The organism is Nonomuraea jiangxiensis (assembly GCF_900099965.1).
Lineage (GTDB): Bacteria > Actinomycetota > Actinomycetes > Streptosporangiales > Streptosporangiaceae > Nonomuraea > Nonomuraea jiangxiensis.
Genome location: NZ_FNDJ01000011.1, coordinates 41,206 through 62,828 on the forward strand (window position 1 = coordinate 41,206; position 21,623 = coordinate 62,828).

Annotated in this window: 22 protein-coding genes; 6 read left to right on the plus strand and 16 right to left on the minus strand. The window is 70.3% G+C overall.

Going from position 1 to position 21,623, the window contains the following annotated elements:
- Positions 1-40 precede the first annotated feature (40 nt).
- From BLS95_RS23905 to BLS95_RS23940, 8 genes are all read right to left on the minus strand, one after another.
- Complete coding sequence (locus tag BLS95_RS23905) at positions 41-1,810, minus strand: ABC transporter substrate-binding protein (protein WP_090935206.1); 1,770 nt, start codon at positions 1,808-1,810, stop codon at positions 41-43.
- A 17-nt stretch (positions 1,811-1,827) separates the two neighbouring features.
- On the minus strand, positions 1,828-2,103 hold the full coding sequence (locus BLS95_RS23910; protein WP_090935210.1) for a DUF2160 domain-containing protein: 276 nt from the start codon (positions 2,101-2,103) through the stop codon (positions 1,828-1,830).
- A 2-nt stretch (positions 2,104-2,105) separates the two neighbouring features.
- Positions 2,106-2,930 carry a carbohydrate ABC transporter permease gene (locus BLS95_RS23915; RefSeq protein ID WP_090935213.1) on the minus strand — a complete coding sequence of 275 codons (825 nt, stop codon included), beginning with the start codon at positions 2,928-2,930 and terminating at the stop codon, positions 2,106-2,108.
- 4 nt (positions 2,931-2,934) lie between these two features.
- Entirely contained in the window at positions 2,935-3,894 is a 960-nt protein-coding gene (locus BLS95_RS23920; RefSeq protein WP_218135960.1) for a carbohydrate ABC transporter permease, read from the minus strand.
- Positions 3,891-4,997, minus strand: a complete 1,107-nt coding sequence (locus tag BLS95_RS23925; RefSeq protein ID WP_090935216.1) for an ABC transporter ATP-binding protein — start codon at positions 4,995-4,997, stop codon at positions 3,891-3,893. Before BLS95_RS23925 ends, BLS95_RS23920 begins: the two co-directional genes overlap by 4 nt.
- Positions 4,990-6,081, minus strand: a complete 1,092-nt coding sequence (locus tag BLS95_RS23930) for an ABC transporter ATP-binding protein (RefSeq protein ID WP_090935219.1) — start codon at positions 6,079-6,081, stop codon at positions 4,990-4,992. Before BLS95_RS23930 ends, BLS95_RS23925 begins: the two co-directional genes overlap by 8 nt.
- Before the next feature lie 239 nt (positions 6,082-6,320).
- Positions 6,321-7,880 (minus strand): alpha/beta fold hydrolase, encoded by a 1,560-nt coding sequence (locus BLS95_RS23935; RefSeq protein ID WP_090935221.1) that lies wholly within the window; start codon positions 7,878-7,880, stop codon positions 6,321-6,323.
- A gap of 88 nt (positions 7,881-7,968) precedes the next feature.
- Positions 7,969-8,760, minus strand: coding sequence for an SDR family NAD(P)-dependent oxidoreductase (locus tag BLS95_RS23940; RefSeq protein WP_090935987.1), 792 nt, complete (start codon positions 8,758-8,760; stop codon positions 7,969-7,971).
- A gap of 129 nt (positions 8,761-8,889) precedes the next feature.
- Between BLS95_RS23940 and BLS95_RS23945 the strand changes: the two genes are divergently transcribed.
- The 3 genes from BLS95_RS23945 to BLS95_RS23955 all read left to right on the plus strand — a co-directional run bounded on the left by BLS95_RS23945 (position 8,890) and on the right by BLS95_RS23955 (position 12,122).
- Positions 8,890-10,455 carry a DUF4434 domain-containing protein gene (locus tag BLS95_RS23945; protein ID WP_090935224.1) on the plus strand — a complete coding sequence of 522 codons (1,566 nt, stop codon included), beginning with the start codon at positions 8,890-8,892 and terminating at the stop codon, positions 10,453-10,455.
- A gap of 72 nt (positions 10,456-10,527) precedes the next feature.
- Positions 10,528-10,824, plus strand: a complete 297-nt coding sequence (locus BLS95_RS23950) for a hypothetical protein (protein WP_090935227.1) — start codon at positions 10,528-10,530, stop codon at positions 10,822-10,824.
- On the plus strand, positions 10,824-12,122 hold the full coding sequence (locus tag BLS95_RS23955) for a DUF6745 domain-containing protein (RefSeq protein ID WP_090935230.1): 1,299 nt from the start codon (positions 10,824-10,826) through the stop codon (positions 12,120-12,122). Before BLS95_RS23950 ends, BLS95_RS23955 begins: the two co-directional genes overlap by 1 nt.
- 13 nt (positions 12,123-12,135) lie before the next feature.
- Here BLS95_RS23955 and BLS95_RS23960 read toward each other — a convergent pair whose 3' ends face one another.
- From BLS95_RS23960 to BLS95_RS23985, 6 genes are all read right to left on the minus strand, one after another.
- Complete coding sequence (locus tag BLS95_RS23960; protein ID WP_090935232.1) at positions 12,136-12,972, minus strand: STM4011 family radical SAM protein; 837 nt, start codon at positions 12,970-12,972, stop codon at positions 12,136-12,138.
- Positions 12,966-14,249, minus strand: a complete 1,284-nt coding sequence (locus BLS95_RS23965; RefSeq protein ID WP_090935235.1) for an STM4012 family radical SAM protein — start codon at positions 14,247-14,249, stop codon at positions 12,966-12,968. Before BLS95_RS23965 ends, BLS95_RS23960 begins: the two co-directional genes overlap by 7 nt.
- Complete coding sequence (locus BLS95_RS23970; RefSeq protein WP_090935238.1) at positions 14,236-15,048, minus strand: STM4013/SEN3800 family hydrolase; 813 nt, start codon at positions 15,046-15,048, stop codon at positions 14,236-14,238. Before BLS95_RS23970 ends, BLS95_RS23965 begins: the two co-directional genes overlap by 14 nt.
- Positions 15,035-16,081, minus strand: coding sequence for an STM4014 family protein (locus BLS95_RS23975; RefSeq protein WP_342742756.1), 1,047 nt, complete (start codon positions 16,079-16,081; stop codon positions 15,035-15,037). The genes BLS95_RS23970 and BLS95_RS23975 overlap by 14 nt, the downstream gene beginning before the upstream one ends.
- Positions 16,078-17,028 (minus strand): STM4015 family protein, encoded by a 951-nt coding sequence (locus BLS95_RS23980; RefSeq protein WP_090935241.1) that lies wholly within the window; start codon positions 17,026-17,028, stop codon positions 16,078-16,080. The genes BLS95_RS23975 and BLS95_RS23980 overlap by 4 nt, the downstream gene beginning before the upstream one ends.
- Positions 17,029-17,143: 115 nt before the next feature.
- Complete coding sequence (locus BLS95_RS23985) at positions 17,144-18,082, minus strand: STM4015 family protein (protein ID WP_176993361.1); 939 nt, start codon at positions 18,080-18,082, stop codon at positions 17,144-17,146.
- A gap of 222 nt (positions 18,083-18,304) precedes the next feature.
- Between BLS95_RS23985 and BLS95_RS59105 the strand changes: the two genes are divergently transcribed.
- The 3 genes from BLS95_RS59105 to BLS95_RS23995 are packed head-to-tail and all read left to right on the plus strand — an operon-like array spanning position 18,305 to position 19,978.
- Positions 18,305-18,439, plus strand: a complete 135-nt coding sequence (locus tag BLS95_RS59105) for a hypothetical protein (protein ID WP_281250032.1) — start codon at positions 18,305-18,307, stop codon at positions 18,437-18,439.
- Positions 18,436-19,584 carry a methyltransferase domain-containing protein gene (locus BLS95_RS23990; RefSeq protein WP_090935243.1) on the plus strand — a complete coding sequence of 383 codons (1,149 nt, stop codon included), beginning with the start codon at positions 18,436-18,438 and terminating at the stop codon, positions 19,582-19,584. The genes BLS95_RS59105 and BLS95_RS23990 overlap by 4 nt, the downstream gene beginning before the upstream one ends.
- 1 nt (position 19,585) lies before the next feature.
- The gene (locus BLS95_RS23995) at positions 19,586-19,978 is read left to right on the plus strand and encodes a hypothetical protein (protein WP_143043852.1); all 393 of its coding nucleotides are present in this window, start codon (positions 19,586-19,588) and stop codon (positions 19,976-19,978) included.
- 62 nt (positions 19,979-20,040) lie between these two features.
- Here BLS95_RS23995 and BLS95_RS24000 read toward each other — a convergent pair whose 3' ends face one another.
- Positions 20,041-20,406: a DUF4345 family protein gene (locus BLS95_RS24000; protein WP_090935248.1), complete on the minus strand. Its 366-nt coding sequence runs from the start codon at positions 20,404-20,406 to the stop codon at positions 20,041-20,043.
- 357 nt (positions 20,407-20,763) lie between these two features.
- Positions 20,764-21,609: an NAD(P)H-binding protein gene (locus tag BLS95_RS24005; protein ID WP_090935251.1), complete on the minus strand. Its 846-nt coding sequence runs from the start codon at positions 21,607-21,609 to the stop codon at positions 20,764-20,766.
- Between the last annotated feature and the right edge of the window lie 14 nt (positions 21,610-21,623).

The window sequence follows — 21,623 nt, forward strand, 5'->3', positions numbered from 1 at the left end:
GACGGCGGCCTCCCGGCCTGCTCCCAGGTGGCTCCGGACGTCAGTTGCCCTGTTTCCAGGTGGCGACGAGCTTGTCGTAGTCCAGGGTCTCCGGCTTGCCCCGCTCGTCGGCCAGCTTCGGCGCGGGCGCGCCCGGCTGGTCGTACCAGTACTGGGCGGGACGCTCCGGGTTCAGCTTCGGCGCGCAGGAGCCGCCGTAGCCGCGCCGCTCCAGCCGGGACAGGATGTCGTCCTGCTGCTTGGCCAGGTTGTCCATCGACTGCTGGGGCGTCGTCTCACCGGTCACCGCGGTGGCCACGTTCTGCCACCAGAGCTGGGCGAGCCTCGGGTAGTCGGGCACGTTCGTGCCGGTCGGCGTCCACTGGACGCGGGCCGGCGAGCCGTAGAACTCGATGAGGCCGCCGTACTTCTTCGCGTTGTCGGCGAAGTAGTCGCTCCTGATGTCCGAGTCGCGGATGAACGTCAACCCCACGATCGACTTCTTCAGCGACACCGTCTTCGACGTGACGAACTGCGCGTACAGCCAGGCGGCCGCCCTGCGGTCCTGCGGGGTGTTCTTCAGCAGCGTCCAGGAGCCGGCGTCCTGGTAGCCCAGCTTGTTGCCCTCCTTCCAGTACGCCCCGTGCGGGCTGGGCGCGATCCGCCACTTGGGCGTGCCGTCGCTGTTGACGACCGGCAGCCCCGGCTTGGTCATGTCGGCCGTGAACGAGGTGTACCAGAAGACCTGCTGGGCGATGTTGCCCTGCGCGGGCACCGGGCCGGCCTCGCTGAAGTTCATGCCCGCGGCCTCCCGGGGGGCGTACTTCTTCAGCCAGTCGACGTACTTGGTGAGCGCGTAGACCGAGGCCGGGCCGTTCACGTCGCCGCCCCGGGTGACCGACGAGCCGACCGGGCGGCAGTTGTCCACCCGGATGCCCCACTCGTCCACCGGCAGGCCGTTGGGGATGCCCGGGTCGCCGTTGCCCGCCATGGACAGCCAGGCGTCGGTGAAGCGCCAGCCCAGCGAGGGGTCCTTGCGGCCGTAGTCCATGTGGCCGTAGACCTTCTTGCCGTCGATGGTGCCGTTGCCGTTGACCTTGCTGGTGAAGAAGTCGGCGATGTCCTCGTAGGCCGCCCAGTTGACCGGGACGCCCAGGTCGTACCCGTAGGCGTCCTTGAACTGGCGCTTGATGTCCGGGTCGGTGAACCAGTCGTAGCGGAACCAGTAGAGGTTGGCGAACTGCTGGTCGGGCAGCTGGTAGATCTTCTTGTCCGGGCCGGTGGTGAAGCTGATGCCGATGAAGTCGTTCAGGTCCAGCGTGGGCGAGGTGACGTTCTTGCCCTCGCCGGCCATGTAGTCGGACAGCGGCACCACGTAGTCGCCGCGCGAGTGGGTGCCGATGAGGTCGGAGTCGTTGACGTAGGCGTCGTAGATGTTCTGGTCGCCCTGGATCTGGGTCTGGAGCTTCTCGACGACGTCACCCTCCTGGATCAGGTCATGCTTGATCCTGATCCCGGTGATCTCGGTGAACGCCTTGGCGAGCTGTCGCGACTCGTACTCGTGGGTGGTGATCGTCTCGGAGACCACGTTGATCTGCATGCCCCGGTAGGGTGCGGCGGCCTTGATGAACCAGTCCATCTCCGCGAGTTGCTGGTCCCTGGACAGGGTGCTCGGCGTGAACTCCTCCGACACCCATCGTTGTGCCGCGGCCTTGCCGTCGGCCTCCCTGAAGTCGCTCGCGGGTCGCTCGGCGCCCTGCGAGCAGCCGGCCGCCACCAGGACGAGCGCGGCCAGAGCGACGGTCGCGGACCTGCCTGCCCGATGCCTCATCGTTGGCTCCTCTCCCGTTAACCCCATATCCCGATCACGACCGCCACCAGCAGCGCGCAGCCGAGCGCGAGCCACATGGACAGGTCGCTGACAGCGATCCAGCCGGCCAGCACGACGGCGGCACTGATCAGGCCGATGTAGAGGCGGTCGCCCCGATCGGTCTCGATGCGCAGGAAACCCCGCCGGGCCACGGGCGGGGACAGGCGTGCCCAGACCGCCATGACGACCAGCAGCAGGGCCAGCCCGGCGAACACCAGGGCCGTGGGGACGGTCCAGACCATCCAGTCGGGCATGACTAGACCCTCCCCAAGGAGAAGCCCTTGGCGATGTAGTTGCGGACGAACCAGATCACGATCGCGCCGGGGACGATGGTGAGGACGCCGGCCGCCGCCAGCAGCCCCCAGTCCACGCCCGCGGCGCTCACCGTCCGCGTCATCGTCGCGGCGATGGGTTTGGCGTTCACCGACGTGATCGTCCGGGCGATCAGCAGCTCGACCCAGCTGAACATGAAGCAGAAGAACGCCGTCACGCCGATCGCGGAGCGGATCATCGGCAGGAAGATCTTGATGAAGAAGCGCGGCAGGGAATAGCCGTCTATCGCCGCGGTCTCGTCTATTTCCCGGGGGATCCCGGACATGAAACCTTCGAGGATCCACACCGCGAGCGGCACGTTGAAGAGCATGTGCGCGATGGCCACGCCGAGGTGGGTGTCGAAAAGGCCGACGCTCTGGTAGATCTGGAAGAACGGCAGCAGGAACACCGCGGGTGGCGCCATCCGGTTGGTCAGCAGCCAGAAGAACAAATGCTTGTCCCCGGCGAACCGGAAACGCGAGAAGGCATAGGCCGCGGGCAGCGCCACGACGAGCGACATCACGGCGTTCAGCGAGGTGTAGATGATGGAGTTCAGATAACTCGAATACCACGCCGCGTCGGTGAAGAAAGTGACGTAGTTGTCGAACGTCACGCGCTGTGGAATGAGCGAGAAACTGCCGAGGATGTCCTCGTTCGGCCGGATCGACATGCCGAACATCCACAGCAGCGGCAGCATGAGCGTGGCCACGTAGAGCCAGAAGACCGTACGCGCCCACGGGAGGCGTTGCCCGGATCGGGGAAAGGCCATCGCGTCACCTCCCCGACCTGGTGAGCACGGTGAAGAACACGTAGCAGAGGATCTGTACGAACAGGAAGTAGAGCAGCGAGAACGCGCCCGCGGGCCCCAGGTCGAACTGGCCGACCGCGATCTTCGACAGCAGGATGCTGAGGAACGAGGTCGCGTTGCCGGGCCCGCCGCCCGTCACCACGAACGGCTCCGTATAGATCATGAAGCTGTCCATGAACCGGAGCAGGATCGCGATCGTCAGCACCCCGCGCAGCCTGGGCAGCTGGATGTGCCGGAACGTGGCCCATGCCGAGGCGCCGTCGATCTGCGCGGCCTGGAAGTAGGGCCCCGGGATCGAGCGCAGCCCCGCGTACGCCAGCAGCGCCACCAGCGGCGTCCAGTGCCACACGTCCATGACCAGGACCGTGATCCAGGCGTCGGTCGAGTCGAGGGTGTAGTTGAAGTTGATCCCCAGCACGTTGTTGATCGTCCAGCCGCCCAGACCGATGTCGCCGCGGGCGAAGATCTGCCAGATCGTGCCCACCACGTTCCACGGGATGAGCAGCGGCAACGCGACCAGCACCAGCGCCACCGACATCCACACGCCGCGGCGCGGCATCACCACGGCCAGCGCCACCCCGAGCGGGATCTCCAGCAGCAGCACCTGCGCCGAGAACAGCAGCGTACGCACGAACGCCGCGCGCACCTCCGGGTCACGGGTGACCGACCGGAACCACTCCAGCCCGACGAAGATCCGGTCGCTCGGGCTGAAGACGTCCTGCACGGAGAAGTTGACCACGGTCATCAGCGGGATCACCGCCGTGAACGCCACCGACACGACCACCGGTAGCACCAGCCACCAGGCCCGGTTGTTCCTCGGCTTGGGGTCGGCCCGCGTCTCCGCCGCGCCGGACCCGCCGGCCGGCGTTGCCGGGACGACCTCGCCGCCCACCTGACTGCCCGCGACAGTGGTCTGCTCGCTCACGCCTGGTCCCTTCCGTTCAGGGGCGCGAGCGACCCGCACCGGACCTCGTCACGGAACAGGAACGTGCGCTCCTCCGGGAAGTGCAGGAACTCGACCGTGTCCGGTCGGCAGGCGGAGCCGGCGGCGGTCCTGGCGATCACCGGGTGCCCGTTCACCCGGGTGTGCACCAGGTCGTACGCGCCCATGCGGTCGATTCCGGTCACCCGGGCGGCCACGCCGGGGGAGGTGCGCGCGCCGGTGACGCGGACGAACTCCGGCCGTACCCCGATCCGCACCGGCCCCGGCGGCAGGCCGTCTCCCGACTGCCCCGCCGCGGTACCGACGTCGGCCTGGCCGACGCATACGACCCCGCCGACGATCTCGGCGGGCAGCATGTTCATGCCCGGAGAGCCGATGAAGTGCCCGACGAACTCGTGGGCCGGCGACAGGAACAACTCGGCCGGCTCGCCCGCCTGCACCATCTCCCCCTCGTTGAGCACCACCACCTCGTCGGCGAACGTCAGCGCCTCCGTCTGGTCGTGCGTGACGTAGATCAGCGTGTGCCCGGTGTCGCGGTGGATCTCCTTGAGCTTGCTGCGCAGCGTCCACTTCAGCGCCGGGTCCACCACGGTGAGCGGCTCGTCCAGCAGCACCGCCGCGACCTGGGAGCGCACCAGGCCGCGGCCCAGGCTGACGATCTGCTGCCGGCCCGGGTCCAGCCGGCGTGACCTGCGGCGCAGGAGGTCGTCGAGGCCGAGGAGCCGGGAGACCTGACGGACCCGCTGGTCCACCTCATTTTTGGGATATTTCCGGTTTCGGAGGGGGAAGGCCAGGTTGTCGTACACCGACATTTCCTCGTACAGGACCGGGAACTGGAAGACCTGCGCGATGTTGCGGCCGGCCGTGGGCACGCCGGTCACCTCGCGGTCGTCGAACCAGATCCGGCCCACGGTGGGGGTCAGCAGTCCCGAGATGATGTTCAGCAACGTCGTCTTGCCGCAGCCGCTCGGCCCGAGCAGCGCGTACGCCCTGGCGCTGCGCCAGGTCCAGGTCATCGGCTTGAGCGCCCAGGTCGCGCCCCCGTCGTAGCTGTGGCCCACGCCCTCCAGCCGGATGTCAGCCATGGAGGTCCACCTCCGCGGCGCCGGTGGCGAGCAGGCGTTCTCCGGTCGCGTCGAAGACGAAGACGTGGGCCGGGTCGACGTACACGACCGTGGACTCGCCCGGCGTGAAGAGCTGGGTGCCCGGCAGGTGGGCGACCAGGTGGCGGCGTCCCGGCAGCAGCAGGTGCAGGAACGTCGCGCTGCCGGTCACCTCGGCGAGCCTGATCTCGGCGGGCAGCGCCAGCGCGCCGGGGCTTTCGCGGGTGATGCTCACCTGGTGGGGGCGTACGGCGAGGATGAGATCGGTGCCGTCGACGTGCGCCCGGGGCGCGGGGAAGGACATGCCCAGGCACTCGATCCGGCCGTCGCGGACCACGCCCGGCAGCAGGTTGAGCGGCGGGTCGCTGAGCGTGGCGGCCACGGCCAGCGTGGGCGGGTGGGCGTACATGTCCGCCACCTCGCCCACGTGCCGCACCCGGCCCTCGCCCAGCACCACGGTCGGCGCGGCGAACGACAACGCCTCGTTCGGGTCGGCCGTGGAGTAGAGGACCACGCTCCTGGACTGGGCGAACATGGCCTTCAGGTCCGCCCGCAACTGCTCACGGAGCTTGAAGTCCAGATTGGCCAGCGGCTCATCGAGCAGCAGCAGGTCCACGGGACGGGCCAGCGCGCGGGCGATGGCGGTGCGCTGCTGCTGGCCGCCCGACAGCTCGGCGGGCCGGCGCCCGAGCAGGTCCGCGATGCCCATGAGCTCGGCCACCTCGCGGACCCGGCGGTCGATCCCCTCGCGGTCGAACCTGCGGTCCAGGCGGAGCGGGGAGGCGATGTTCTCGTGGACCGTCAGCGACGGATAATTGATGAATTGCTGATAGACGAAGGCGACCGATCTTTTCCGCACCGAAATTCCGGTGACGTCTTTTCCGTCCACCAGCACCCGGCCGGAGTCGGGTGGCGACAATCCGGCCGCGACGCGCATCAGAGTCGTCTTTCCCGCGGTCATGGGGCCGACGAGGGTGGTCATTCCATTCGGTAATTCCAGGCGAATGTCGTCGAGCCAGGTCTCCCCGCGCTGCCGTACGGAGACGCCATCGAGAATCAGCGTCACTGTGGCGGTCCTCTCTGCTTCCCTCCATCTAACATGATCCGCAACTGCGTGCAAAGAGGGCATGTGGTGTGCCAGTGAGCAATGTGACTGCTGATTTCCCGGCCGGGCGTTCCGGGGGCGTCGGTGAACGGATTCACCTATCGCCGCGCCGATTTATCGCCTGGTCAAGGTGAACGGCGGCTGAACTGCCGGGACGCGACCGAAAAAGGACCGTTTCCCGGCATTCCAGTCGGGCGTGATCAGCGCCCGTCGGGCGGCACCGGCACGCCGGGACACGTCCCGGTGAGCCGCCCGGTCTCGAAGTAGTCGACCACCTTGGCGGCGCAGTCCGGCACCCGGAGCGCGGAGCCGTGCATGTCGTCGTCGATGGTCACCACGTGCCCGCCGACGGCCGCCCGCGTCTCCACCGTCCACTCGTACGGGGACGGGCTCTCGTGCAGGTGCCCCGACAGCACCAGCGAGCCGCCGCCATGGCGCAGCCGCGTCGTCCGCACGGGCAGCGGCCATCCCGCGCACAGGGGGATGGGCGGAGTGGCCGCGCCGGTCACCGGGTGGCGCTCCAGCCGCTCGCGGTAGGCGTTCCAGGCAGACTCGAACGTGCGGGGCCCGGAATCCTCGTTGCAGAAGAACGCGAGGTTCGCCGTGGGGTTGTTCCGCTCGGGCGCGTCGGCGGGCGGGGGCGGCGGGGCCTCGCCGAAGATCCGGCGGACCGTGGGCGGCGCCGTGGGGCCCGGCGCGTCCCCCAGCTCCTTCAGCTCCTTCAGCACCTGGGCCACCTCCGGCCAGGCCGCGCTGGGCTGGCTCGCGGCCTGGGCGATCAGCATCCCGTCCACGGTCAGGCCGATGTCGGTGAACGTCAGGGGGCGGGCCTCGAACTCCTCCCGCATCCTGGTCAGCGTCGCCACCACCTCCTCCTTGGTCGCGCCGAGCCCGTACGTACGGTTCCCCGCCGCGATCCAGGCGGCCATGCGCTCGAAGTCCCGGGCGGTGGCCGTCGCGCGTACCTCGGTGAAGACGTCCATCCTGGGCACCGGTGGCGCGACACTGTCCAGCCACATGCGTCGGACGCCGCCGGGGAACAGGCTCCGGTAGACCACACCCAGCCACGTCCCCCAGGAGACGCCGAGGAAGCCGATCCGCGGCTCTCCCAGCGCCGAGCGGATCCGGTCCAGGTCGCGAGCCACGTTCGCGGTCGTGAGCTGCCCCAGGAACGCGGGATCCGAGTTGCCGCACGCCCGGTTGGCCCGGACGACGTCGGCGTGGATCAGCCTGGCCCGCTCCTCGGTGACGGGCCCGGAGGGCGGGCGCGGCCCCACGCCGCCCGGGCACGCGGCCTTCGTGCTGTAGCCGACGCCGCGCGGGTCGAAGCCGATCAGATCGTGGCGCTCGTTCAGGGCGACGCCGCTCATGACCAGGTCGATCGGCATCAGGTAGCCGCTGCTGCCCGGCCCACCGGGGTTGACCGCGAGGCTGCCGAGGCGGCTGCCGGTGGCCTTGAGCCTGGTCAGGGCGATGGTGATCTGCTTGCCGCGCGGGTCCCGGTAGTTCTGGGGGACATCGAGCGTGCCGCACTCTGTCCGGCCCAGCAGGGCCCTGAACGCGGCGAAGTCCTCGCTCCGCAGGCCACGCGAGCGCAGCACGTCGTCGGAGTAGGCGGGGCAGGGCTGCCACGTGACGGTGGGCCGCGAGGCTTTTGCGGGGAATGGCGCTTGCACTGGGGCTTGCCCGGCGGCTGGGGCTTGTGCGGGGGTGAGGGTGCCGAGCGTCAGGGCGCTCGCCAGCAGCGTCTGTAAGATCATGCCTTCAGGCTGGCCGCGTACCCACCCCGCCCACATCCCCCCGCGAGCGGGCCGCACCACCCCCCTTCGGGGGAGGACGGCGCACCCGTCAGGGCAGGATGGAGTCCACGTAACCGCCGTCCACCCGCAGCGCGCCGCCCGTCGTCGCGGAGGCCAGCGGCGAGCTGAGGTAGACGACCATGTTGGCGATCTCCTCGGGCTCGATCAGGCGCTGGATCAGCGAGAGCGGCCGGTGCTCGCGCATGAACGCCCGTTGCGCCTCCTCCCAGGGCAACTGCTTGTCGACGAGCTGGTAGACGAACTCCTCGATGCCTGCCGTGTGCGTCGCCCCCGCGAGCACCGAGTTGACCGTCACCCCGCCCCCGGCCGCCGCCTTGGCGAACCCCCTGGAGACGGCCAGCAGCGCCGTCTTCGTCATGCCGTAGTGGATCATCTCGGCCGGGATGGCGACGGAGGAGTCGCTGGCGATGTAAAGGATCCGGCCCCAGTCCTGATCGATCATGCCGGGCAGGTAGGCGCGGGTGAGGCGGACCGCGCTGAGCACGTTGGTCTCGAAGTAACGTCGCCACTCGGCGTCGTCGATCTCCAGCGCCGGCCGGGCCTCGTAGAGCCCCAGGTTGTTGACGAGGATGTCCAGGTGCGGCAGCGCCTGCGTCACCTGCGCCAACCCCTCGTCGGTGGTGACGTCGCCGGGCGCCGCGAGCAGTGCCCCCTCCGTTCCGGTGCCCATTTTCTCCATGGCCGCGGTCACGGAGCCCACGCTGCGGCCGTTGATCCCCACACTCGCCCCGGCCTGGGCCAGCCCGGTGGCGATGGCCGCCCCGATCCCCTGGGTCGAGGCGGTGACCAGGGCGGTCTTGCCGCTGAGGTCGATGCGCACGATGTCCACCCCCCTCTCGCCATTGTCCGTGGTCAGGCGGTGGCGGATCACGGTGGGGGGTCGATATGGCCGGATCGGCCCGAGATCGCGTTCCGTGCGTAGGCTGGGGATGGCGTGGAAGGGGCGTGGGTGCGGCAGATCCTGTGGCTGGTCGTGGCGGTCTCCTTCGTGGTGGGTCTGGTCGTGACCGACGACTCCGAGGTGGAGGAGTGCCCGGCCAGGGACGCCCGGGTGGCGGCTCCGTACCCGATCACCGGTTACTGGGTCATGCCCAGGGCCGACGCGTGCGTGACCAGGCGCATGGTGGAGGCGATCCACTCGATCGGCGCCGACACGCTCGTCACCTTCGGGCCGCGGTTCAACGCGAGCCCGGACCCCGACTTCGACGACTGCGTGGTGGACGGGCATCCGTGCGCGCAGGTGCCGGGCAAGGAGATCCGGCAGGTCTACACGTACACGACCAGCGAGGAGTTCGGCAGCGGGCTGCTGCGGTGCCAGGGGCTGGACCGGCGGATCGAGAGCCGGGGGCGGATCTTCTACCGGGTGGGGCTGGGGGCGTCCTGCGCCGACCGCGTACAGGACCTCGTGCTCATCTCCACGGACGGCGACGGGCTGGGCAACCTCATGAAGGAGGCGGCGGCGTACGGGATGCGGGTGTTCCCCGGCCTGCCGGCGGCGCCGCAGCGGCAGGACAAGACGTGGGAGCCCGACCAGGCGCACATCGCCGCTCTGAACGCCTTCACCGCGCGGGTGCTGACCGACTACCGCACGCGCTTCGGGGGGTCGGCGGCGTTCGGCGGGGTTTACCAGTCGTTCGAGCTGGCGGCGCGCGACCGGGGGGACAAGGATCCGATCATCGCCCTGTACGCGGCCCAGCACCAGGTCGTCGCCGCCACCCTGCCGGGTACGAAGATCCTGGTCAGCCCGTACATCGACGCGCGCAGGGGACGCGGGTTCCCGCCCGAGCAGGTGGTGGCGGGGCTGGCCGACATCGCGGGGACCAGGGCGGGCGCGCCCATGGCCATCGCCGTCCAGGACGGGCGTGGCACAGGCAAGGTGCCGCTTTACGGGCCGCACGAGCAGGACGCGAAGGTGGCGCCGCGGCTGGTGCCGGTGGTGGGGGACGTGAGCAACGCGCAGGCGTACTACGGGGCCACCCGTGACTACGTCGACGTGGCGGTCCAGAACGTTCCTCCCGGCGTGGAGCTGTGGGTGAACGTGGAAGCCTTCGAGCCCACCCCGGCGGCGGGGGAGTGCGGGAGGGTGGAGCCTTTACCGTTGCGCGGGCGTACCACGAAGGCCCGGCTCGACCAGCAGATCATGGCGGCGGGCACCCGGGCCGTGAAGGTCATCTCCTACGGCTGGGACCCCTTCTTCACCTGCCAGGCCCGCTACGACACCCCCTCCCTGGCCGACGACATCGTGAACGCCTGGCGCCAGCCGATCATCGTCGGCGCGTCCAGGAAGGACATGAACGGCCGGCCGGGCGTCCTGGTCGAGGGCCACAATCTGGGCGGCGCCACCCTCCACTTCGCGTCGCCGGGGGCTGCGAAGGCCGACGTTCCCCAGGAATGGTTCGGGCACGACAGGTTCGACTCGGTCTGGGTCCCCTACACCCCGTCAGGCCGCTGGACCTCCATCACCGCCACCAACGCCTCCGGCGCGACCAGTACGAGCCCGTACGTGCTGCCCTGACCGTCGCGGACGACCGGGAATTGTCGGTCGGCGGCGATAGCTTGCGATCATCCCCGAGACGGAGGTTGGTCGATGTACCGACAGGGCGACATCCTGATCGTGCCCGTGCCGGAAGAGTCCGCGCCGCGAACCGTGCGGCCCGAGCCCCGCGACGCCCGCGGGCGGCTCGTGCTGGCCCACGGTGAGGCCACCGGGCACTGCCATGCGATCCCCGGTCCCGGCACGCTCTCCGGCGGCTTCCTGCACCTGCCCGAAGGCGGCCGGCTCGTGCACGAGGAGCACGACACGATCCCGTTGCCGAAGGGGTGGTATCGCGTGGTCCGGCAGCGCGAATACGTGCCGGGCTCCTACCGGGTGGTGGCCGACTGATGGAGACCTTGACATGGGAGCGGCTCGCCTTCGCCACAGGCCCGGGTGAGGACCCGGAGTCCGCGGTGCGGCAGGCATACCGGGAGGCGGGGCTGGCCGAGCCCGAGCGGGTCGTCGTGCTGCCCTCACCCCTGGCGGGAGCCGTCGCGGCGGCCTGGCTGACGGGCGGCGACGACGTGCGCGGCGCGCTGGAGACAGCGGCGCGCGGCGCCCTGGAGGCGGCGGGGCGCGGGGCGCTTGAGGCGGCGGGGCGCGGGGCGCCGGAGACGGCGGGGCGCGGGGCGCTTGAGGCGGCCGGGCGCGCGGGCGTGGAGGCGGCTGGGCGCGCGGGCGTGGAGAGCGGCGGTGGGTTCGCGGGGATCGGGCCGGCGATCCGAGCCGTGGAGGCGTTGGGGGAGCCGGGGCGGTCGGTGCGTCACGAGGTCCGCACCGTGCCCTGGGAGCGGGCCAGGGCGGCGGCGCAACTGGAGCTCGGGGCCGCCGGGTGGTCGGCGCTCTGGGCGGAGACGGGCGGGCGGCTGTGGCCCCGCGTCGACCGGCTGGTCACCGACCTCCGCCGGGCCATCGCCCGCCTCGGGGAGGAGAGCCTCGACGGGGAGCACTTCGACAGGGCGGGTCTCGGCGGGTGGCGTTTGGGCGGGGAGGGTCTCGGCGGGGAGCGTTTGGGCGGGGAGGGTCTCGCCGGGCGGTCGGCGCGGGCGGCGACGCTCGATGCGGTGCTCGGGCAGCACGACGCCCCCTGGCTGTCGGCGTTCGACGGGCTCGACGGGCTCAAGCGGGTGGCGGAGCGCGCGGGCTGGTGGTGGCCTTACGAGCGGTTGGCGATCGTCACCGAGCGGCCCGCCGAGCTGCACCTTGACGAGCTCGGGCGGCCGCATCGGGCCGACGGGCCCGCCATGGCCTACTCCGACGGGTTCGGGCTGCACGCCTGGCACGGCATGCCCGTTCCGGCGGGCTTCGCCGCCACGATGAGCGACCTCACCCCGGCGCGCATCCGCGACGAGGACAACGCCGAGCTGCGGCGCGTCATGCTGGAGCACTTCGGGCTCGACCGCTACCTCGCCGAGTCGGGTGCGCAGCCTGTGCACTCCGACGAGACGGGCAAACTGTGGCGGGTCGAGCTGTCCGATGACGAGCCGCTGGTCATGGTGGAGGTGGTCAACTCCACGCCCGAGCCCGACGGCACCCGCCGCACCTATTTCCTGCGGGTGCCGCCGTGGGTGAGCCGGGCGCGCGAGGGGGTCGCGTGGACGTTCGGGGTGGCCGAGACCGACTACCGCCCCGCACGCGAGACCTGAGCCGGGCTCCGCGTCAGGTTCCCGGCCAGGCGGCGGGGATACGTTCCAGGATTCCGCCGGTGAAGACGTCGTAGAGGCCGAGCGGTTCCAGGTGGACATATCCGATGTGGCAGTCACACGCCGTCGCGGGGCACGGCCGGGGCCGCAACGCCTCCCGATACGAGCCGTCATACAGGTTGCCCAGCACCTCGGGGACGAAGTGGCAGCGGCGGACGGTGCCGTCGCCGCTCACCGAGATCACGCTGTCCCCGGTCCGGCACGGCAACCCCGCGCTCGGATGGGCGAAGCGGCTGTGGCGGAAGAGCGGGTCGATCCGCGACCACTCCGCCGCCTCCGCGTCGGTGTAGCGGCGGCCCTCCTCGGCGTTGACCCACAGATACGTCTCCCGAGGCAGATCCGCCCGTAGTCGCCGGGCGTCCGGCAGGTGCGCGGGGTCGCCGACGATGCCGACGCTGTGCCGTACCGGCAGGGTGCGAAGCTTGCCCAGCAACCGCTCATAGGGGACCTGCGTCGGGTGATACGTCACCCACAACGCGGCCCGGTCCGACGCCTCGGCCAACCAGCCGGTACGGCAGCTCAGGTTGGTCTGGATGGCGACCCTGGCCACGTTCGGCAGCCAGGACAGCTCGACGAGCGCCCGTCGATACCACGACCTGACCAGCCCCTCGCCCCACGGCGTGAAGAGCACCGACACCTCGGACTCCTGCGCCGCCACCCACCCGGCGAACCGCTCCAGCGCGGCCCGGTCCGCCCGCAACTGTTCGGGGGTGTCGCGTCGCTTGGCGAACGGGCAGTAGGAGCAGTCGTAGTCGCAACTGGCGAGCGGGCCACGGTAGAGAATGGTCAGCATGCCGTGTACTCGTCCATGAGCCGCCGGACCTCCGGGGAGAACAGGGCGGGCCCGATCGCGTCGGAGTGGGCCAGTCCTTCGGGGGTGAGCGCGATCGTCGTGGGCGAGACGGTCAGCCACTCGCGCTCGCCAAGCTCGTCCAGGGGAAAGTCGGTCAGCACGTCGTTGCCGAAGCGCTCGGCGTACAGGTGCCGCGACAGGCCCTCGGCCTGCAGCAACGACTGGATGAGGTGGCGCCGCTTGCGCTCCTCGACCGGGAGCGCGAAGCCCACCCCCGCCGTGCCGAACTCGGTCCTGGTCACGTAGTCGTCGATGATCGCCCGCACGGGCCGGGCCTCAACGGCGTACTCGAAGGAGTAGTGCAACCGGCTCGTGTACGACCGCGCGCCGCATCCCAGCCCCACCATGCCGTCGGTCTGGCAGCAGTAACCGGTGGTCGCCGGCGAGCCGGGCAACCGGAACATCCGCATCGAGACCTGCTCGTACCCCGCCGCCAGCAGGTGGTCGCGCCCCGCCCGGTAGAGCTCCAGCCGCTGGTCGTCCCACGCCCGCCCCTGCTTGCCGAGCCCGGTCAGCGGGCGGACGTAGAGCGGGTAGAGGTAGAGCTCCTCGGGCCGCCAGCCGAGCGCGGTGTCCAGCGAGTACACCCACGTCTCGGGCGTCTGCCCGTCGATGCCGTAGATCAGGTCGATGTTCAGCACCGGCACGCCGGCCGCCCTGATCGCGTCGAGCGCCGCGTCCACCTCGGCGCGCTTCTGCGGGCGTACGGCTGAGCGGGCCTCGGCGTCCACGAAGCTCTGCACGCCGATCGAGACCCGGGTGGTCCCGCGCTCGGCCAGCACGGACAGGCGGTCAGGTGTGGCGGTGGCGGGGGAAGTCTCCACCGACAGCGGGATCCGCGCCAGGTCCACCCCCATGACGCGCTCGGTGAGGTCGTACAGCCGGGTCAGCTCGCGGGCGCTGAGATACGTCGGCGTGCCGCCCCCGAACGCGGCCGTGGCGAAGGCGGTCTCCTCCAGCGCGTCCCGCGCCTGCTTCGCCTGGCGCTCCAGGGCGTCGAGGTAGGCCGTGACGAGTTCCTCAGGGGCGCCGGTGCGGGTGAACAGGTTGCAGAAGCCGCAGCGCATCTCACAGAACGGGATGTGCACGTACAGCGCTCCCGGCCGTTCCCCGGCCCAGACCTCCTTGAGATGCGGGCGCGGGTCGAGCGGCCGGTAGGCGGTCTTGTGCGGGTAGGCGTAGACGTAACTGCTGTACGGGCCTTCATACGGCCGCATTGCTCTCCAGGATGAACTCGGCATAGGGGACAGTCCAGACGACCTCATGGCCGATGCGGTGGCCGACGTGCCCGTCCTCGCCGTACGCCGTGCCGTGGTCGGAACAGAGGATGACCAGGCACGGGCGGCGGCTGCTCATGAGGGAGTACAGGCGGCCGATGTGCCGGTCGACGTACCGCAGGGCGGCGGCGTGGCTCTCCAGGGAGTCGCCGGTGGCGCCGGGCAGGTAGAAGTGGTTCGGCTGGTGCAGGGCTGAGACGTTGACGAACAGGAAGACCGGCCCCGGCCGGTCGCGCAGCACCTCGTCGGCGCGGTCGATCTGGTGCTCCAGCGAGGCGGGGTTCGTCACCCCGAACTCCGGCTCCCAGTGGCTCTCGGCGAACAGGCCGGGCAGGGCGGACCCGAGCGGGGTCAGCTTGTTGAAGAACCCGACGCCGCCCACGCACACCGTGTGATATCCGGCCCGCGCCAGGCCCCTGGGCAGATCGGGCGCGTCGAACACCCACGTGCCGCCCGCCGTGCTCTCGCTGCCCGGGAACGTGGCCGCGAACAGGCGGGGGTGCGGTCCCGGCGTGACGGGGGTGGGCAGGAAACCGGCGAAGATGGCGGCGTGGGCGGCGTACGTGAAGCTGCCGGGGCTGTGCCGCCGCTCCCAGCGCACGCCGGAGGGCAGGAGGTTCGGCAGCAGCCCGTCGTCGGCCAGGGAGGCGGCGACGTCGTAGCGGAGCGTGTCGAGCGTGACCAGGAGAAGGTCGTGACTGCCCACAATGCGGTTAACGTCGAGCTCAGCGCCGGCCATCGAGGGCCGCCCTGACCTGCTCGGCATAGGTGTCCCGTCCATATCCCGAAAAATCCGTCAACCCCGGCAGCAAATCTCCGAACGCGTTGACCTCCGCCACCGCCACCGACCGCCAGTTCGCTCCGACCAGCACATCCACCCCCGTACTCAGGCTGCCCGGGAAGCACGCCGCCGCCTGAGCGCTCACTTCCAGCACGCGCTCCCACAGCGGCGCCCGCCCCCGCACCACGTCCAGATCCCCGCGCACCCCGCCGAGATGCAGGTTCGTCATGGGAGCGCGGCCGACCCGCACGACCGCATGCGTGGGCGTCCCGGCCACGGTCACCACCCGCAGGTCGAACGCCGCGCCCCCGACGGACGCCTTCGGGAACCAGCGCTCCACGTGCAGCCCGTCGCCCCCCAGGAAGTCCACCAGCCGCCGGACCTCGGCCTCCTCCGTGACGGTCCGCACCCGCAGCGAGTTGCACCACATCCCGTCGATCCAGCAGGCCGACGTGACGGCCTTGATCCGCCCGCCGTGAGCCTGGAACGCGATCACCCCGGAGGCCGACGAACCGTGCGCCGGTTTCACGAACACCCTGGCCCAGCCGTGCCCGGCCATGCCGTCGCGGAGGTCCGCGTACGAACCGGCCTCGAACGCGGGTGGCACGGGCACTCCCGCCCCGGCCAGCTTCGCGTGGCAGCGCCGCTTGTCGAACATCACGCCGATCTCGCTCACGTCCGCCAGCAACCGTACCCCCGGGAGCGCGGCCAGGCGCTCCAGCCCGGCGGTGAACGCCTTGTACCAGGCGGAGCCCCCGCCGACCCGCGCGGGGTCACCGGGTCCGCGCAGCAACTCGTCGGTCGCCGCGTCCTCCCCGGGCGAGTCGATCCGCAGCAGCGCCCCTTCGGGCACCCCGAGGGGGCGACCGGCCAGCACGTCCACCCACGGGACCACGTACGGCTCGGCGAGTCCCCGCCCGACCACCGCGTCGCGGAACAGGCCGACCCGCCGGTCACCGGGCGTGCCGGCCACGGCGAAACGCACGCTCACTCGCTCACTGCGACGTAACGCGACTCGTTCTCCTCGTCCTCCCCCTGGGGGTCGGAGAGGTCCACCTCCACGCCGGGCAGCGCCGCCGTGACGCGGGCCGCCATCGCCTCGTCGAGGTAGTGGTGTTCGAGGTCGAGGGTGCGCAGGTGGGTGAGAGGCTGTCCGCTGAGCAGCGCCTCCGCGCCGTCGTTGCCCAGGGTGCCGTACGCCAGGCTCAGCGTTTCCAGCCGGGCGACGACGGGGGCGGCGGCCACGGCGGCGGCGATCTCGTCGGCGATCTCGCTGTCCTGCAGCCCCAGGTAGCGCAGCCGGGGCAGGCGCTCGCCGCTCAGGATCGCCGCGCAGTCGCCGACCGTGGCGTCACCGCCGTACTCGGTCACGCCGAGCCAGAGCTCCAGGTGCTCCAGCGCGGGCAGATCGCACTCCCCGACCGCACGCACCACCGCCCCCGGCAGGCCGCCGCTCTCGATCCTGAGCATCCTCAGCGACTCATGGCGCACCGGCCGCAACCCCAGCCCCGAGCCGCCACGCACCTCCAGGCGCTCCAGCTTCGGGTACGCCTCCAGCAGCGGCGTGATGTCGGACTGCTGGATCCAGGAGATCTCGGCCTGCTCGGAGGAGATGTCGCCGAGGAAGAGCCAGCGCAGCCCGGGCAGCCGGTTGGCATTGTCGGCCAGGCGGCTAACGATCGGCGCGCTGTCCTGCGAGTAGCATTCCTCCCAACCGCCGATCACGATGGCCCTGACCTTGGCGGTGTCCACGTGCTCGAAGAACCAGTCGAAGCATTCGCCGATGGCCTTGGGACCCTCGTCATGCCACTCGCTGGCGCTGAGATACCACGCCACGGCATCCGCTTCGGGCTGAGGCTCGTCCTGGTCCCATGGCACGTGCGCCTCGGGCAACCCGGCGTAGCCCTCGTGGTAGTTGTCGTCGAAGTCGTAGACCATGGAACATCCTCGTATCGGGGGGTACGGCGGGTCCTGTCCTACCAGATCCAACCGACATCCTCCGAAAGCCCGCTCCCCCGGTGGTAGGCGGCAGTCACCCCGGGTGGGCCGGGAGTCACTCGCTCACCGCGACGTAAGCCGACCCATACCTCTCCTGCAGAGCGTCGGAAAGGTTCACCTCCACCCCGGGCAGCGCCGCCCTGACACGGGCCGCCGTGGCCTTGCTGAGGAAGTGGTGCTGGAGATCCAGCATGCCCAGGTGGGTGAGAGGCTGTCCGCTGAGCAGCGCCTCGGCTCCCTCATCGCCGAGCGTGCCCATCGCCAGGCTCAGCGTTTCCAGCCGGGCCACGACGGGGGCGCCGGCCACGGCGGCGGCGAGCTCGTCGGCGATCTCGCTGTCCTGCAGCCCCAGGTAACGCAGCCGGGGCAGGCGCTCGCCGCTCAGGATCGCGGCGCAGTCATCGACCGTGGCATCACCGCCGTAGTGGCTGACGCCGAGCCAGAGCTCCAGGTGCTCCAGCGCGGGCAGGTCGGAATCGCCGACCGCGCGCACGACCTCTCCGGGCAGGCCGCCGGACTCGATCCTGAGCATGCGCAGCGACTCGTGGCGCACCGGCCGGAGCCGTAGCCCCGAGCCGCCGCGCACCTCCAGAACCTCCAGCCCTGGGTACGCCTCCAGCAGCGGCGTGACGTCGGACTGCTGGATCCAGGAGATCTCGGCCTGATCGGAGGAGATGTCGCCAAGGAAGAGATGACGCAGCTCAGGCAGCCTGGCCGCCTCCTCCGCCAGCCGGCTGACGATCGGCCCGCTGTCCTCGGCGTAGGACTCGCCCCATTCGCCGATCACGATGGCCCTGACCTTGGCGGTGTCCACGTGCTCGAAGAACCAGTCGAAGCACTCGCCGATGGTCTCGAAGCCGTCGTCGTACCACTCACCGGCGCCAAGCTCCCACACGACGGCGCCCGCATCGGGCTGTGGGCCCAACTCCTCGTCCCACGGCACGGAGGCCGTGGGCAGATCGGCGTACGGCTGACGGAGCTCGAAGTCGGTCATCGGGTGTCCTCGCGTGGGGGGTTCCAGGGGATCCCGTCCTACCAGATCCACCCGACACTTCAGATCACCCCGCACGTCGGCACGACCGGGCAACCCGGATGACCAGTACGGCGCGACGGTCCCTCCCTAGGGCCGGCGAGGCCCATAGAACGGCATCTTGCCCATCCCTTTGCGTAGTCATAAGATCACGCTCAGCGATTCACCCTGGATGAGGAGGCCGACGTGGGCGGGAAACATGCGGGCGGGGAGATCAAGCCTGGCAAGCCCAACCACGACCAGCAGCCTGGCGGTGGACGGCACGGCGGCGGCAAGGGTAACGCGGGCGAAGAAGACGACGCCAAGGGTGAGAGCAAGTGACCGAACCCGACCGGATCGAGGCGCTCATCCGTGAGGTCGGCGCCCGCACCCTGGTCAACGACGCGGTCCGGCGCGCGTTCCACGCCGTTCATCGTCACCTGTTCATTCCCGAGGTCGGCTTGGCCGCGGGTCCCGACGGCGACAAGCGCGTCATCGACCGCGAGGCCGACCCGCAGGACTGGGTCACCGCCGTCTACACCGACATGTCCATCGTCACCCAGCTCGATGACGGCGCGACCGACCTCCGGAAGGTGACGGGCGACTACACGTCCTCGGCGTCCGCACCGAGCACCGTCGCCGATCTGCTGCGCTGGCTGGACCCGCTGCCGGGGCATCGAGTGCTGGAAGTCGGCACCGGGACGGGCTGGACCGCCGCGCTGCTGTCCCACCTCGTGGGCGGGCACGGCACGGTGACGTCGATCGAGGTGGACCCGGGGGTGGCCGAGCAGGCGGCCAAGAACCTGGCCGCCTGCGGCATCCGGCCGCACCTGGTCGTCGGTGACGGCGCCGCCGGTTGCCCCGGGCAGGCCCCGTACGACCGGGTGCACGTCACCTGCGGCGTGCACACGGTGCCGTACGCCTGGGTTGAGCAGTGCAGGCCCGGCGCGGTCATCGTCCTGCCGTACTGCCCGGGGTTCGGTGAGAACCACGGCCTGCGCCTGGTGGTGATGCGGGACGGGACGGCCCAAGGGAGGTTCCCCGGCTTCGCCTCGTACATGATGATGCCTTCCCAGCGGGAGCCGGAGGACCGGGCCGCGCGCCGTCCAGAGGACAAGCGGTGGCTCACCACGAAGGTGGACCCGCGCACGGTCGCGTTCGCGCCCGCCGGGGCGGACCTGGCCATCGCGGCGCTCACCGGACTGACCTCCGTGAGTGCCGCCGACCACGATGAGGACGGCGAGCTGTTCCGGCTGTGGCTGTCGGACCCGGCCGACCCGTACTCGTGGGGGACGGTGGAGTGGCGACCCGGCGCCGATGAGTACGAGGTGTACCAGGTCGGCGACCGGCCCCTCTGGGAGCAGGTGTGTGACGCCTACTTCCGGTGGGTGTCGTGGGGCGAACCTGGTCGGGACCAGTTCGGTATGACGGTCACACCCGAGGGGCAGCGAGTCTGGCTGGGCGCCCCGGATCGGGGTCTGACCTGACATGAACCAGGAGCACCCAAGCAGCCCGTCCTCCGAACGACGTGGCGACGAAAACCTCGATTTGATGCCCGCCGAGCGTTCGGAAGCGGGGGCGACCGGCCTGCGCATCGCGCCCGGGGCGCTGGCCGTCGTGGCCCACCGCAACCGCGACCTCACCGAGGAGCTTCCTTGGCTCACCTCGCTGCCCGACGCCGAGCGTCATGAGTGCGTTCGCGAGCTGCTCGGCCACTTGATCGCGGGAGCGGATACCGGAGAGTCGCTGCCGTTCGGGCGGGCGCTGACCTCGTGGCGGTCAACGGCGGTGGCCTGGAGTGATCCGGAACTCGCCAGCCGGCTGCAGGGGCCGTTCGCCGGTGACGGGCCAGAGGTGGCCCGTCCGAAAGGCAATTCCTGATCACCGCATTGCACAGGCTGCCTGAGGACGAAAAGGTTGACTGAGGCTCTCCAACCTGATGGTCAACGGGCGGCCAGTAGCGCCGCCATCAGTCCTACCTCGACCACCAGGTAAAACCCCGTGGGATAGAACCGCGACGGCCGCTCCAGCAACATGGAGACGACCCGGCCCGCGGCCATGCCGCCCAGCGCCAGTGCCACCGCCACCAGCACGCCGTCTCGCAGGGTGCCCAGGCCGAAGGCGGCCAGCGCCAGCGCGGCCGCCATGGCGAGCCCGAACCCCCCGTACACCGCCCGCACCTCGTTACGGCCGTCCGCCGAGGCCGCCCGCATGCCGAACGGCGCCACCAGCTTCCCCGGCGCAACCAGGCCGTATACGCCCATCCCGGCGAAGAAGATCGCCACCAAACCGATGATCACGTCCGACATGCCCCGCATCCTGGCATTCGCTCCGCGCGCCGGCCATTACCTGGCAGGTAGTGCCACAGGCCAGGGATCGTCGCAGCCCCCTGCTGAACAGCCCATGGCCAGGATGTTCCACGTCTTCGTCGTCATACGCCCGTCGCTACCCAGGATGAAAAGGGCTCAGAGGGTGTTTTTTGATCCCCCGTGAGTGATCTTGTGTCGGGCCAAGAGTGAGTCGAAAAGGCCTTGTCTGCCAGGGATTGTCACATGTCGTGATCAAGCGCATGCTACGGGACATGCTCTCCGCCTTGTCGAGTCAACCGCTCCCGATCTCGACGAGGACGTCGGCAAGGTCAGCCGTTGTTCCCGCGACGTCTCCCGTCAGCGAAAGGCGGCGACGTGGCGTCGAGCCCAGTCGGCAAAGGTACGGGGCTCGCGGCCGAGCACCTGCTCAACGGCGGGGCTGATCCGCTGCTCGGCGTGGGTCGGCTCACCGGAGACGGCGAGCGTGGTGTCCACTGCCCATGCGGGCATGAACTGCAGCATCTGAGCGCGGGCCTCATTGGGGGTCTGCTCGACGAACTGGACAGGCTCGCCGAGTGCGTCACCGATCGCGTTGGCGCGCTGTCGCGGCGTGGTGAGCGCCGGCCCGGTCAACACATAGATCTGCCCGGTGTGACTGTCCTGGCGCAACGTCGCGGCCGCCACGTCGGCAATGTCGGCGGGATCGACCGTCGGCATGCCGACGTCACCGAACGGCGCAATGACCGTCCGACGGGTACGGATCGAATCGGCCCATGCATAGGTGTTGGAGTTGAAGCCACCTGGCCGCAGGATCGTCCAATCCAGCCCCGACTGCCGCACGGTGTCCTCGATCGACCGCATCAGGACGCCGTGGGAGTGGGACTCCGGCCGGGTGCCCACTCCTTGCGAGGACAGCAACACAACCCTGCTCACTCCCGCGGACCTGGCCAGATCGAGCACGGTCCGTGGCTGCAATGCCTCGGCGCTGGCACCGCCGTCGTGAAGGAACAGCGCGTCGGCGCCGTCGAACGCGGGCCGTAGCCCCTCCGAGTCGGTCAGATCCGCCGCCAAGATTCGTACGCCCTCCGGCACGTCCCCTTCCCGGATCCGGCGTGACACTGCCGTCACCTTCTCGCCGGATGCCGCGAGTGCCTGGACAAGCGGTCGGCCGACGTTCCCTGTCGCTCCTGTGACCACGATCATTGGGGTGCTCCTTT

Coding starts and splice junctions, on each gene's coding strand:
- BLS95_RS23915 (WP_090935213.1), bottom strand. CDS start 2,930: ATGGCCTTTCCCCGATCCGGGCAACGCCTCCCGTGGGCGCGTACGGTC.
- BLS95_RS23960 (WP_090935232.1), bottom strand. CDS start 12,972: ATGCTGACCATTCTCTACCGTGGCCCGCTCGCCAGTTGCGACTACGAC.
- BLS95_RS23985 (WP_176993361.1), bottom strand. CDS start 18,082: ATGACCGACTTCGAGCTCCGTCAGCCGTACGCCGATCTGCCCACGGCC.
- BLS95_RS23980 (WP_090935241.1), bottom strand. CDS start 17,028: ATGGTCTACGACTTCGACGACAACTACCACGAGGGCTACGCCGGGTTG.
- BLS95_RS23965 (WP_090935235.1), bottom strand. CDS start 14,249: ATGCGGCCGTATGAAGGCCCGTACAGCAGTTACGTCTACGCCTACCCG.
- BLS95_RS23970 (WP_090935238.1), bottom strand. CDS start 15,048: ATGGCCGGCGCTGAGCTCGACGTTAACCGCATTGTGGGCAGTCACGAC.
- BLS95_RS23950 (WP_090935227.1), top strand. CDS start 10,528: ATGTACCGACAGGGCGACATCCTGATCGTGCCCGTGCCGGAAGAGTCC.
- BLS95_RS23995 (WP_143043852.1), top strand. CDS start 19,586: ATGAACCAGGAGCACCCAAGCAGCCCGTCCTCCGAACGACGTGGCGAC.
- BLS95_RS23905 (WP_090935206.1), bottom strand. CDS start 1,810: ATGAGGCATCGGGCAGGCAGGTCCGCGACCGTCGCTCTGGCCGCGCTC.
- BLS95_RS23910 (WP_090935210.1), bottom strand. CDS start 2,103: ATGCCCGACTGGATGGTCTGGACCGTCCCCACGGCCCTGGTGTTCGCC.
- BLS95_RS23925 (WP_090935216.1), bottom strand. CDS start 4,997: ATGGCTGACATCCGGCTGGAGGGCGTGGGCCACAGCTACGACGGGGGC.
- BLS95_RS24000 (WP_090935248.1), bottom strand. CDS start 20,406: ATGTCGGACGTGATCATCGGTTTGGTGGCGATCTTCTTCGCCGGGATG.
- BLS95_RS23935 (WP_090935221.1), bottom strand. CDS start 7,880: ATGATCTTACAGACGCTGCTGGCGAGCGCCCTGACGCTCGGCACCCTC.
- BLS95_RS23955 (WP_090935230.1), top strand. CDS start 10,824: ATGGAGACCTTGACATGGGAGCGGCTCGCCTTCGCCACAGGCCCGGGT.
- BLS95_RS24005 (WP_090935251.1), bottom strand. CDS start 21,609: ATGATCGTGGTCACAGGAGCGACAGGGAACGTCGGCCGACCGCTTGTC.